The sequence below is a fragment of the Serratia sp. (in: enterobacteria) genome, from assembly GCF_051654945.1.
In the GTDB taxonomy this organism is placed as follows: Bacteria; Pseudomonadota; Gammaproteobacteria; order Enterobacterales; family Enterobacteriaceae; genus Chania.
The window spans coordinates 1-13840 of record NZ_JBOFZA010000033.1 but is presented as its reverse complement, the minus strand read 5'-3'; the positions used below and the strand labels follow the sequence as shown (position 1 = coordinate 13840).

General features: G+C 43.3%; 4 protein-coding genes and 4 rRNA genes. 2 read left to right on the top strand and 6 right to left on the bottom strand.

Features of this window, described 5'->3' with window-relative positions; translation table 11 throughout:
• Window positions 1-265 precede the first annotated feature (265 nt).
• The 3 genes from rrf (ACRDCA_RS03505) to ACRDCA_RS03495 form a co-directional block, all read right to left on the bottom strand.
• Window positions 266-380 (bottom strand): 5S ribosomal RNA (rrf, locus tag ACRDCA_RS03505).
• Between the two features lie 78 nt (window positions 381-458).
• Window positions 459-3351, bottom strand: a 23S ribosomal RNA gene (locus ACRDCA_RS03500).
• Window positions 3352-3577: 226 nt separating this feature from the next.
• Window positions 3578-5111, bottom strand: a 16S ribosomal RNA gene (locus ACRDCA_RS03495).
• 320 nt (window positions 5112-5431) lie between these two features.
• On the opposite strand from ACRDCA_RS03495, the gene gltB reads away from it, so the two are divergent.
• Together gltB and ACRDCA_RS03485 are read left to right on the top strand one after the other, a co-directional pair.
• Entirely contained in the window at window positions 5432-9928 is a 4497-nt protein-coding gene (gene gltB / locus ACRDCA_RS03490; RefSeq protein WP_438688316.1) for a glutamate synthase large subunit, read from the top strand.
• A 9-nt stretch (window positions 9929-9937) separates the two neighbouring features.
• Window positions 9938-11353, top strand: a complete 1416-nt coding sequence (locus tag ACRDCA_RS03485) for a glutamate synthase subunit beta (RefSeq protein WP_438688315.1) — start codon at window positions 9938-9940, stop codon at window positions 11351-11353.
• A gap of 32 nt (window positions 11354-11385) precedes the next feature.
• Here the strand turns inward: ACRDCA_RS03485 and ACRDCA_RS03480 are convergent, their stop codons facing one another.
• From ACRDCA_RS03480 to rrf (ACRDCA_RS03470), 3 genes are all read right to left on the bottom strand, one after another.
• Window positions 11386-12969, bottom strand: a complete 1584-nt coding sequence (locus tag ACRDCA_RS03480; protein ID WP_438688314.1) for a hypothetical protein — start codon at window positions 12967-12969, stop codon at window positions 11386-11388.
• 1 nt (window position 12970) lies between these two features.
• Window positions 12971-13669: an ABC transporter ATP-binding protein gene (locus ACRDCA_RS03475; RefSeq protein ID WP_438688313.1), complete on the bottom strand. Its 699-nt coding sequence runs from the start codon at window positions 13667-13669 to the stop codon at window positions 12971-12973.
• An 85-nt stretch (window positions 13670-13754) separates the two neighbouring features.
• A 5S ribosomal RNA gene (gene rrf / locus ACRDCA_RS03470) occupies window positions 13755-13840 on the bottom strand; the annotation flags it as partial.

Genomic DNA, 13840 nt, shown 5'->3' with positions numbered 1-13840 from the left:
ATCTATCCGCCACATTTACATTGATTGTTTAATACGTAATCCTTTGGACTTCAGTGTGTTTTGCCACCTTGTCCACAATCCCCGCCTGATGTGATTCGTGTTCCTCGGACCAAGAGTTTGCCTCGACCTTCCTTCAGATTCCCCCTCACGGAGGACACCCTTGGTGTTGGCTAATGGTTGGCGATTACACCCCCATAGTGGACTTACACCACCAAGTTGTATGCCATGCCCGGCGAACAAAAAAAGAACCCAAATGGGTTCGTTTACCTGGCAACGTGCTATTTTCACTGGGGCCAGGCCCAGCTATCGTCGCCGCTAAAGTGCTTAACTTCTGTGTTCGGGATGGGAACAGGTGTGTCCACTTCGCCATCATCACCAGATCAAGGGTAATTCCCTCAAAACCAAATAACAGATCCAACTTTTTTTCAATTCCTTTGCGTCTTCTCGAATAATCTCTTGTGATTAAGTCCTCGACCTATTAGTATCAGTCAACTCCACACATCACTGTGCTTCCATATCTGACCTATCAACCTCGTCGTCTTCAAGGGGTCTTACTTCTTTCGAATGGGAAATCTCATCTTGGAGTCGGTTTCGCGCTTAGATGCCTTCAGCGCTTATCCGATCCCTACTTAGCTACCCAGCTATGCATCTGGCGATACAACTGGTGCACCAGCGGTAGGTCCATCCCGGTCCTCTCGTACTAAGGACAGCTCTCCTCAAATTTCCTACGCCCACAACAGATAGGGACCGAACTGTCTCACGACGTTCTGAACCCAGCTCGCGTACCGCTTTAATGGGCGGACAGCCCAACCCTTGGAACCGAATTCAGCTCCAGGATGCGATGAGCCGACATCGAGGTGCCAAACCTCGCCGTCGATGTGAACTCTTGGGCGAGATCAGCCTGTTATCCCCAGGGTAGCTTTTATCCGTTGAGCGACGGCCTTTCCATACAGCACCGCCGGATCACTAATTCCGACTTTCGTCCCTGCTCGACTTGTAAGTCTCGCAGTCAAGCACCCTTCTGCATTTGCACTCTATGATTGATTTCCAACCAATCTGAGGGTACCTTTGAGCGCCTCCGTTACCTTTTAGGAGGCGACCGCCCCAGTCAAACTGCCCACCTGACACGGTCCCTTCACCAGCTTATGGTGACAGGTTAGAATTTCAATCAAACAAGGGTGGTATCCCAACGTTGGCTCCTCGTAAACTGGCGTTCACGTCTCGCTGCCTCCCACCTATCCTGTACATGTTTGATCAAAACTCAATATCAAGCTACAGTAAAGCTCCATGGGGTCTTTCCGTCTAGTTGCGGGTAACCTGCATCTTCACAGGTACTAAGATTTCACCGAGTCTGCTGCCGAGACAGCGCCCAAATCGTTACTCCTTTCGTGCGGGTCAGAACTTACCTGACAAGGAATTTCGCTACCTTAGGACCGTTATAGTTACGGCCGCCGTTCACCGGGGCTTCAATTCAAAGCTTCGCCTTGCGGCTAACCCATCCTCTTAACCTTCCGGCACCGGGCAGGAGTCACCCCCTATACGTCGTCTTGCGACTTTGCAGAGAGCTGTGTTTTAGTTAAACAGTCGCTTGGGCCTCTTCACTGCGGCTCTTTCGAGCACCCCTTCTCGCTAACTTACGGGGTCATTTTGCCGAGTTCCTTGGCAACAGTTCTCTCGCTCACCTCAGGATTCTCTCCTTGCCCACCTGTGTCGGTTTTGGTACGGGCCGCGTTGAGATTAACACTAGAAGCTTTTCTTGGAAGCTGGTATCATGTTCTTCGCTCACATTGCTGCTCACTTACCCATCACGTCTTACATCTGTATGCGGATTTGCCTACATACCTGCTGTTACGCTTAGACCTCAATCCATTAAGAGGCAATCACTAACCTTCTCCGTCACTCCATCATTCTCAAGCGGGTGCAGGAATATCAACCTGCTGTCCATCGACTACGCCTTTCGGCCTCGCCTTAGGTCCCGACTTACTCAGGGCGGACGAACCTTCCCCTGAAAACCTTGGGCTATCGGTGTGTAGGATTCTCACCTACATCTCGCTACTCACACCGGCATTCTCACTTCCATACGCTCCACCACTTCTTACGATATGGCTTCAACGCTGTATGGAACGCTCCCCTACCACTGACATTACTGTCAATCCGCAGTTTCGGTATTATGCTTAGCCCCGGTAAATTTTCGGCGCAGGGTCACTCGACTAGTGAGCTGTTACGCACTCTTTAAAGGATGGCTGCTTCTGAGCCAACCTCCTAGTTGTCTGTGCATCCCCACATCCTTTTCCACTTAGCATAAATTTTGGGACCTTAACTGGCGGTCTGGGCTGTTTCCCTTTTGACCATGGACCTTATCACCCACAGTCTGACTGCCGGACATATTAGCTTGGCATTCGGAGTTTGATTATACTCAGTACCCCGAGATGGGGCCATCGTACATTCAGTGCTCTACCTCCAAGTAACTAATTCCGACGCTAGCCCTAAAGCTATTTCGGGGAGAACCAGCTATATCCAGGTTCGATTGGAATTTCTCCCCTAGCCACAACTCATCCGCTAACTTTTCAACGGTAGTCGGTTCGGTCCTCCATTTAGTATCACCTAAACTTCAACCTGGTCATGGCTAGATCACCTGGTTTCGGGTCTACCGCATCGTACTCGCGCCCTATTAAGACTCGCTTTCGCTTCGGCTCCGTATCTTCTACTTAACCTCGCACGATATGGTAACTCGCCGGTTCATTCTACAAAAGGCACGCCATCACCCTTTAACGGGCTCTGACTTCTTGTAAGCATACGGTTTCAGGATCTATTTCACTCCCCTCCCGGGGTTCTTTTCACCTTTCCCTCACGGTACTGGTTCACTATCGGTCACTAGGTAGTATTTAGCCTTACCGGATGGTCCCGGCTGATTCCGACAAGGTTTCACGTGCCTCGCCGTACTCAGGATTCCACTAGACTGTTTGACGTTTTCGTTTACAGGACTTGCACCTTCTTCGGTTGGCCTTTCAATGCCATTCAACTAACCTCGCACAATATCACGTCGTGGTCCTACTACCCCAACTCAAGAGTTGGTTTGGGCTGTTCCCCTTTCGCTCGCCGCTACTTAGGGAATCACTGTTTTGTTTTCTTTTCCTCCAGGTACTAAGATGTTTCAATTCCCTGGGTTGCTCTCTCTAAAGCTATGTATTCACTTTAGGATAATAGCGCATTACCGCTATTGGATTCCTCCATTCGGATATCCCCGGATCGTTGTGTTCTTACCACTCCCCGAGGCGTTTCGCCGTTTGATGCGTCCTTCTTCAGCTCCTAGTGCCAAGGCATTCACCGTATGCCCTTATTAACTTAATCACTTATTTCTATGTGTTTTTGCTTTCGATATATTTTTTTGCTGAGTTACTGTTTGTTTAAACAATTTTTTTCTCGATTTATCTATAATCAACTATTCGAAAAGACCTCAATATCTCTATCTTTTATGTCTTTTCTGTTATTCGGTTTTCAAAGAACTATCCTGAGAGTTGTCACTCTCAAAACTAAATAGGAAACTCTTTCGTTTGTTTGTGTACTTTCTCCTTAGAAAGGAGGTGATCCATCCCCACGTTCCCGTAGGGATACCTTGTTACGACTTAACCCCAGTCATCGATCCTACCTTCGACGGCTCCCTCCATTACTGGTTAGGCCACCGGCTTCGGGTATTACCAACTCCCGTGGTTTGACGGGCGGTGTGTACAAGGCCCGAGAACGTATTCACCGCGGCATTCTGATCCGCGATTACTAGCGATTCCGACTTCATGAAGTCGAGTTGCAGACTTCAATCCGAACTGAGACGACCTTTATGAGATTCGCTTGCTGTCACCAGCTTGCTGCTCTTTGTAGTCGCCATTGTAGTACGTGTGTAGCCCAGGCCATAAGGGGCATGATGATTTGACGTCATCCCCACCTTCCTCCGGTTTATCACCGGCAGTCTCTTTAGAGTCCCCAACTGAATGATGGTAACTAAAGACAAGGGTTGCGCTCGTTGCGGGACTTAACCCAACATCTCACGACACGAGCTGACGACAACCATGCACCACCTGTATCCACTATAACTATTTCTCTATCTCTAGAGCTTTTAGTGGTATGTCAAGACCTGGTAAGGTTCTTCGCGTTGCTTCGAATTAAACCACATACTCCACCGCTTGTGCGGGCCCCCGTCAATTCCTTTGAGTTTCACACTTGCGTGCATACTCCCCAGGCGGAGAACTTATTGCGTTAACTGCAGCACTGAATTTCTCCAACACTTAGTTCTCATCGTTTACGGCGTGGACTACTAGGGTATCTAATCCTATTTGCTCCCCACGCTTTCGTGCTTGAGCGTCAGTTACAGGCCAGACATCCGCCTTCGCCACTGGTGTTCCTCCATATATCTACGCATTTTACCGCTACACATGGAATTCCAATGTCCTCTCCTGCACTCTAGCCCGACAGTTTCTAAGGCGGGCCGTAGTTGAGCTACGGGCTTTAACCTTAGACTTACCGGGCCGCCTGCGCACCCTTTACGCCCAATAATTCCGGATAACGCTTGCCACCTACGTATTACCGCGGCTGCTGGCACGTAGTTAGCCGTGGCTTTCTGGTAAGGTACCGTCACCTGGTGATCATTCCCTATCACCAGCATTCTTCCCTTACAACAGAGCTTTACAACCCGAAGGCCTTCATCACTCACGCGGCATTGCTCGGTCAGGGTTTCCCCCATTGCCGAAAATTCCCTACTGCTGCCTCCCGTAGGAGTCTGGGCCGTGTCTCAGTCCCAGTGTGGCCGTTCACCCTCTCAGGTCGGCTACGCATCATCGCCTTGGTGAGCCGTTACCTCACCAACTAGCTAATGCGCCGCAGGTCCATCCATATGTGTTGTATCCCAACTTTAATAAAGAGAAGATGCCTTCTCTTTACCTATCCGGTATTAGCTATCGTTTCCAATAGTTATCCCAGTCATATAGGCAGGTTACCTACGTGTTACTCACCCGTTCGCCACTAAGATCGAGTAGCAAGCTACCTTCACTTCGTTCGACTTGCATGTATTAGGCATGCCGCCAGCGTTCATCCTGAGCCAGGATCAAACTCTCCATTTGACTTGCTCATTTATGTTTGTTTCGCGATTATTCGCGAGTAAGTTTATAATTCGAAAGTTTCAATTCATTACTGAATTGATGTTTCCTATTTAGTTTTCAAAGAACAACTGTTACGCTTTGTTTCCTTAGCGCTTGTATATAATACCAATTCTAGCCCAACAAGTCAACAAAAAAAAACGCTTTTTTTCGAAACGTTTTCTCCTCCTTTGTTTCAATTCGTTTTCAATCTATTTACACAAAGTTTTCAATATTTTTACATTCGTGTTTCAAAGTTTCCTTTGCTTTGGTATACTTAAATTATATACATAAAGGAGAAGCCTATGAATACATATGACACCCCACTTTACAATTCTCGATTTGAACACGATAACTGCGGTATTGGTGCCGTTGTTCAGATAGATGGAACCAAAACTCACCAATGTGTTCACGATGCATTACAAATCGTAGAACGCATGCAACATCGTGCTGGAAGTGATGCCGATGAGCAGAGTGGTGATGGTGTTGGTATCTTAACTCAAATTCCACATGCCTACTTTACTAGTTTACATCTACTCTCATTTCAGCTACCCGCTGCCGATGATTATGCTGTGGGGATGTTATTTTTGCCTCAAGATTCGACCAAAGCACAAGCTGCCAAATTCATTTTCGAAGCGAATGTTAAATCTTGTCAGCTCACGCTGCTTGGTTGGCGAGATGTTCCTAGTAATAGTAGCGTTCTTGGCAGCCAGGCAAAAGCTAAAATGCCATTGATTCAACAGGTCTTTATCGCGCGTCCATCCCATGTTTCTAGTGGCAAAGCCTTTGAACAAAAACTCTATCATTTACGACGTCTTTTTGAACACAATCAAAATGATACTTATGTTTGTTCTCTTTCAAGTAAAACGATTGTTTACAAAGGAATGTTTTTAGTAGATCAATTGCGCTCCTTTTACCTTGATTTACAACACCCGCTTTTCACATCAGCCATCGCTTTGGTGCATTCTCGCTTTTCTACCAATACCTTCCCTAGTTGGGAACGTGCGCATCCCAATCGTTTTAGTGTTCATAATGGAGAAATCAATACCATTCAAGGAAATGCCGATCGTATGCTAGCAAGGGAAGAAACGATGCATTCCAAGGTATACACGAAGGCACAACTCGCTACGATATACCCAATTGTAGAGCGTAGCGGAAGTGATTCTGCAATGCTGGATAATACACTTGAATTTTTTACAATGCAAGGAATGCCCCTAGAAAAAGCAGCAATGATTACGATTCCTCAACCGTGGCAACAACAAAAGAATATTTCTAGCGAACTCAAAGACTTTTATGAGTACTATGCAACGATGATGGAACCATGGGATGGTCCTGCTAGTATCTTGTTTTCTGATGGTACCTTGTTTGGTGCGATTCTAGATCGTAATGGTTTGCGTCCCTCTCGATATTATATTACCAAAGATAGCCGCCTCATCTTAGCAAGTGAAGTTGGAGTATTAGAACTAGATCCTGAGGAAGTCATTAAAAAAGAACGATTGCGTCCAGGTAAGATGTTGCTCGTTGACACAGTAAAACAAACAATCATTGAAGACGATGATTTGAAAGCACACTTTGCAAATCAACATAGTTATGGCGAATGGATTGATCAACAACTCTTGCATTTAAAAGATTTACCAATCCCAAATCAAAGTATTCCTCAATACAATAGAGCACAACGACTCCAATTGATGCAAAGTTTTGGTTATACGTATGAACATTTACAAGATATCATCGTACCGATGGCACTAAATGGACAAGAAGGAAGTGTATCGATGGGAATCGATACACCTCTTGCTGTATTATCAAGTGTCTATCGCCCATTGTTTAGTTATTTCAAACAACGCTTTGCTCAAGTAACCAATCCACCGATTGATGCGATTAGAGAGCAATGTGTCACTTCCACGTCAGTGTATTTAGGAAGTGATGGGAACCTGCTCTGCGAAGATAAACGTAATTGTAATGTATTGAAAATCAACAATCCTATTCTAACAAATACAGATCTTTTAAAGATCAGAGAAATGAAACAAACAGGATTTAACGTTGCTACAATTTCCTTGCTCTACTTTAAACATCAGAGTTTACAACAAGCGATAGAAGCACTGCTTGTTGAAGTAGATCGCTGTTACCACCATGGTGCAAATATGTTAATTCTATCCGATCGTGGTGTCGATACCACACATTTAGCAATACCTAGTTTACTTGCGGTAAGTAGTGTGGCCAAACATTGTGTAAAAACAAAAAAAAGAACCGCTCTCTCCTTGATTTTAGAAAGTGGAGAACCTTGTGATGTCCATGATTTTGCTACCTTATTAGGATATGGGGCTAGTGCTATTAATCCATATCTTGCTTTTGAAGCAATTCAAGAATGCATCGATAACGGTAGTTTGCAAAAGGATGCCTATGTCGCAATCGATAGTTACTCCAAAGCCATTCGAAAAGGGATTATCACCATTGCATCGAAAATGGGGATTTCTACGATTCAATCTTATCAAGGAAGCCAAAACTTTGAGGCAATTGGACTAGATCAACAACTAGTCGATCGGTATTTCAGTGGTACGGTATCTCGAATCGGTGGACTTTCCATTGAAAAACTAACGCAGCTGCGTCGTGATCTCCACGAACAGGCATACGACCCCTTACAACTGGCAACACAGATTTCACTTCCTAGTGTGGGGTATCATAAAGCAAGGGGTCAAGGGGAACAACATCTCTACAACCCGAAAACAATCTTACTGCTCCAACAAGCCGTCCGAACCAATGATACTGCCCTGTTTTCGCAATTTGCAAACGAAGTTGATACGCAAACACGTTCTATTCGTCAGCTTTTTACCTTCAAAAAGACCACACCAATTCCTTTGGAATGTGTCGAGCCTGTCGAGTGTATCGTGAAACGATTTAAAACTGGAGCCATGAGTTATGGTTCAATTTCAAAGGAAGCACACAGTACCTTAGCAATCGCTATGAATCGATTGCAAGGGAAATCAAATTCTGGGGAAGGTGGAGAAGATTCAGAACGTCTTGCTACCTATCACCAACAAGATAGCACGTGTTCTTCCATCAAACAAATTGCGAGTGGACGCTTTGGAGTAACATTACCTTACCTGCTTCACGCTAGTGAACTACAAATAAAGATGGCACAAGGTGCAAAACCTGGAGAAGGTGGCCATTTGCCCGGTAAAAAAGTTTATCCTTGGATTGCAAATACGAGACACTCCACCGCTGGAGTATCACTTATTTCTCCACCACCACACCATGATATTTATTCCATCGAGGATTTAGCACAACTCATCTTCGACTTAAAAAATGTAAACCAAGCCTCAAGTATTAGTGTAAAACTCGTTTCGGAGGCAGGCGTTGGTACGATTGCTGCTGGTGTTGTGAAAGCGGGAGCGCACGTCGTTCTTGTATCTGGTTATGATGGTGGTAGCGGTGCTGCTCATCGCTCTTCGATTCAAAATGCAGGAATGCCTTGGGAACTCGGACTTGCGGAAACGCATCAAACCTTAGTTCGCAATCAACTTCGCGATCGCGTGCGCTTGGAAGTTGATGGTAAACTTTTAACTGGCCGTGATATCGCCATAGCAGCGCTACTGGGAGCGGAAGAATTTGGTTTTGCGACCACACCACTCATCGCACTTGGCTGTGTCATGATGCGCGTTTGTAACAACGATACCTGTCCCGTAGGCATTGCAACACAAAATCCAAAACTACGAGCTAACTTCAAAGGAAAACCCGAATATGTTGAAAACTTTATGCGTTTAATTGCTCAGGATTTGCGCGTAATTATGGCAACACTTGGAATCGCACGTGTTGATGATTTGATTGGTCGCACAGACCTATTAAGCCAAGATGAGACGTTGTCTAAGCAATATGGTATTACACTTGATGCTCTACTACCAAAACAACCTGCTAACATCTTCGCTACCAAGCGTATTACTGACAACAACCTAACGAATTGTCTAGATTATACAACGCTCATTCCAAACTTTTCACCCTATATCAAAAAGAAAACGCCTTATTCACATTCGATATGCGTTAATGCAACAACGCGATGTATTGGAACTCAACTAGGTGTCAAGATTTACCAACAACATCCAAACGCAACGGATCATATGTATACCGTTTCCTGTTTTGGGGGCGCTGGACAAAGTTTTGGTGCCTTTATTCCAAAAGGTTTAACATTGTACTTAGAAGGCGATGCAAGTGACTATTTAGGGAAAGGGTTATCTGGAGGTATCATCATCGTAACACCACCCAAACGCGCACACATACAGGCGGAAGAAAATATCATTGTCGGTAATGTAATTCTATACGGTGCAACAAGTGGGCGTGTCTTTATCAATGGCATTGCAGGAGAACGTTTCGCCGTTCGTAACTCCGGTGCGAGCGCAGTAGTGGAAGGTGTAGGTGACCATGGTTGTGAGTATATGACTGGTGGTACCGTTGTCGTATTAGGTGGGGTTGGAAATAACTTTGCTGCCGGAATGAGTGGTGGGGTTGCTTATGTTTTAGACGCCCAAAACAAACTCTATCGAAATGTAAACAAAGAACTGGTGGGGATGGAATCGCTCCAACCACAAGATGAAGATACACTTTACACTTTGTTAGAAGAACATGTTCAAACTACAAAATCCAAGAACGCATCGCGTATTCTTGCGAATTTCGAAACAGAGAAATGTAAGTTTAAAAAAATTATTCCGCATGCATATCAAGCAATGAAGACGGAAGTTCAACGGCAACAAGCAAAAGGATTATCCCAACAACAAGCAGCATGGGAAGCCTTTGTCGCGTTGCAAGGGTAAGGAGGTCCTATGGCAACTACATTAGCATTTATAGAAACCAAACGACAACAAGCAACTAGTGAAAGCTGTGAGCTACGTTTACAACACTACAATGAATTCAAACAAACAATCGCAACGGAAGTAGCACTAGAACAAAGTTATCGTTGTATGGATTGTGGAATTCCCTTTTGTCAAAGTGGTTGTGAAATGCCACAAGGAATCTCAGGATGCCCACTTCAAAATTTGATTCCCGAATATCATACAGCACTTGCAAACAACCAAGAACAGTTGGCTTATGAACGCCTCCAACAAACCAATAATTTCCCTGAATTTACTGGTCGCGTTTGTCCTGCTCCTTGCGAAGCTGCTTGTACTTGCAACCTTGTTAGTGAACCAGTTACGGCACACGATATTGAATGTTACTTAATCGAGCGCGCATTCGCAAACAGTTGGGTAGATCAAACTCCACCGACAACGCGTTCCCTTCAGCGTATTGCTATCGTCGGGTCTGGTCCAGCGGGCTTAGCAGCTGCCGATAGTTTAAACCAACGAGGACATCTTGTTCATGTCTTTGAAGCAGCAGATGCCTTGGGTGGTTTGTTGCAATATGGAATTCCAACAATGAAACTTGATAAAAGTATCATCGATCGAAGAATCGCAGTGATGCGAGCGCAAGGTGTCCACTTTCATACATCCCATCCAATCCACACCAAAGAAGCTGCCGATAATCTAAGGAAAAGTTATGATGCTGTATTGCTTGCTTGTGGTGCAAGACAACCTAGAACTTTAGGTGTAGAAGGGGAATCTTTACAAGGGATTCATAGTGCACTTGCTTATTTGGAAGCAGCAACAAAAGCGATACGTAAAAACCGTAAGTCGTTAATTGATGCGAAAGACAAACGAGTGCTTGTCATTGGCGGAGGGGATACAGGCAATGATTGTGTTGGTATTGCATTGCGTCAAGGATGCAAGGAAATCACGCAATTAGAAATTATGCCAAGACTTCCAAAAACACGTCCAAGCAATCAACCATGGCCATTATGGCCTCGCGTTTGGAAACTCGACTATGGACAAGAAGAGGCGTTGTTTCAATTCAACAAGGATCCACGCCTATATCAATCCCGTGTTTTAGCTTTCCTTGGAACAGACGATGTCGTCAAACAAGCGATGATTGAAACCCAAGGTGAAGATGGTAATTCCTCTTCAATTACTAAAGATGTGGATTTGGTCATTCTAGCTGCCGGATTCACTGGTGCAGACCCTTATCTTTATGATATTTTTGATATAGAACAGCATCCAAGTGAGCAACGGGAATACGCAAAAATCTTCATGGCTGGAGATATGAAGCGTGGTCCTTCCCTTGTAGTATGGGCAATCAAAGAGGGGCGACAAGCTGCTCATGAAATTGATCAATACTTAATGGGATATTCCAATTTACCAAAATAAAAACCTACAATGATGTAGGTTTTTTTAGACTACTAGTATTTTAAGCGAAACGTCCTCGTTGCAAGACGAGCTGTCAATAACAAAGCGATGGTAATGTAGAGTATCGTAAAACATAAGGAAACAACAGCAAACAAAACCGGTTCAATTTCCATTCCAAAAAAGAAAAAGCAAAGGATATAGGTAATAGCACTAATTATTTGAAAGACAAGACTCTTAATTTCTAAATTCTGTTTGTAGGGTTGAAACAAGTAGTACATACAAAGATGATGTACAGAGAAAAAGATAGATAGAAATAAAATACTAAGTGCAATCCACAGATAATCCAGAGGATTTGTACTACCACCAGTCAAAAAGAGCAACACAACAAATCCAAAAGCTAAAATCGATGCCGGAATTGCGTTTAGCAAAACCATAGTTTTTAAACGTAAAACAAATAATTGTAGGATTGCTTTTGGTTGTTTAAAGAAGCGATATTGCAACATACTTTGATCGCAGTTTATAAACATAGCCTGTGTTACTTGTTGTCCACGATTGATATAATACATAATCAAGACAAAACTTGGTAACGTAGTTGTAATGTAGGCATTCAATGGCTCATGAAAGATAGGAAACAACACTACAACAACAATTAACACCAGCACAGCAATAGCAAGGAGTAAAGAAATCGTTTGGATAGAACGCAACATTATTTTACGATGACGTCGTACAAATAATGTATGGAAGTAGGCATAACCTTGTAAATTTATATTGGTATGAGCTGATTCATCCAACATATTTTCATATGTTTTCTTATTTTGCTCGGCAACTTTAGATTTTAGATTAAACACGATAGCTTCCGGTTGCAACAAGCGTTTATACACATATTGATAGTTGGAATAAGCAAGCAAATATCGCCAGGCAGCAATCCCAGCGAAAAAGGTAATTACAAACAAACAGTAAAACCAAACACGCGATACTACAACAACACCAAAAAGTGCAAGTACTGCAACAACCAATGCTGTTACAGCTAACATTACTCTACCTTTATGCAATTTATTTTCATTTAATAAATCGAAATGTTTGTGACTTACTGACAAGCTGATAGCGGCCACACAGGTTTTTATCGAAACTACAAAACTTGCCATAATAAGTGCGTCCCATAGGGATAATTGAAGGAAAAAGCATAGTCCTAGACAACATACAAAAAAACCAATCCACTCTTTCATTAAAAAATAGCAATAGTTTGATAAAGCGACTTTCTTAGCCTGCATCCGTAACAATATAATAGCATAGTATTTATCTTTCGTCGGATTGAATAGGTTTGTATTAAAGATAGCACCACAAATACACAAAGCAAGAAAGTATAAATAGATTCGATTCACTCCCATATCCATACTACGAAGTGGTAAAAAAAGGATGATGAATACGTAGAGAAGTTTGCCTAAGAATGTAGAAATAACTTCAAACATGAAACCATAAAAAAGCACAATAATTTTCAGCCAGTCCTTTGAAAAAATAGTATCCGGAATCAGGCTTCCAATCCACGGTAATGACATGAGGTTAGAAACAAATCCATTGGTACGATAGGTGTTCCGTAGTTGATAGGTTATCGAAAAATATTTGAAATATTCCTTCATCTTAAACACCTTCATGACTTAGCAATGAGATAATATAATCTTTTTGTGATTGCATATCTTGGTAGGCTACCGGTTGTAAACTCCCATCTGTAAGCAAAACGATTTCATCGCATAAATCTAATGCAAGTTCCATGATATGTGTAGAAAAAATAATAATTCGATCTTGCTTCATCGCTCGTAATAGGCGTTTCATTTCCTCCGCAACGACTACATCAAAGCTCGTCAACGGTTCATCCAATAACAATACGTCCGGTTTCGAAATAAAATAGATTAACATTTGAATTTTATTTTTCATCCCATGAGAAAAATCTTTCAACAGACGATCTTGGTCCTCAGGTAAAATGTTTACCCACGATAAATACGTTTCAACGGATTGCACATCTTTCAACTGATCTTGGTGTACATCCAAATAAAATTTTATAAATTCACGTGCTGTTAAAAAATCAGGTACGACTGGTGTCGATAATACATAGCCAACACGATCTGCATTGCAAGCAATACGCTCGTTTGCTGTTTCTATATAAATACTTCCACCATCCAATTGGATATCTTCATTGATGCAATTAAATAGCGTTGTTTTTCCAGCTCCATTTCGTCCTAGCAAACCGTAAATCTTGCCTTTTTCAAATCGGAAACTAGCTTGCTTTAAAACCTGCTTTTGTCCAAAGTCCTTTGAAATCTCATTAATTACCAAATTCATCGCAATTTCCCCTGTTTCTTACCGTATTATATCACAAATTAAAATCTCTTGTGAAATAAAAAAAACTCACTATCGTGAGTCTTTTACCTGGCAACGTGCTATTTTCACTGGGGCCAGGCCCAGCTATCGTCGCCGCTAAAGTGCTTAACTTCTGTGTTCGGGATGGGAACA

What these genes read in the sequence shown, in the direction of transcription:
- ACRDCA_RS03485 (WP_438688315.1), top strand. Translation starts at nt 9,938, where the DNA reads ATGGCAACTACATTAGCATTTATAGAAACCAAACGACAACAAGCAACT.
- gltB (WP_438688316.1), top strand. Translation starts at nt 5,432, where the DNA reads ATGAATACATATGACACCCCACTTTACAATTCTCGATTTGAACACGAT.
- ACRDCA_RS03475 (WP_438688313.1), bottom strand. Translation starts at nt 13,669, where the DNA reads ATGAATTTGGTAATTAATGAGATTTCAAAGGACTTTGGACAAAAGCAG.
- ACRDCA_RS03480 (WP_438688314.1), bottom strand. Translation starts at nt 12,969, where the DNA reads ATGAAGGAATATTTCAAATATTTTTCGATAACCTATCAACTACGGAAC.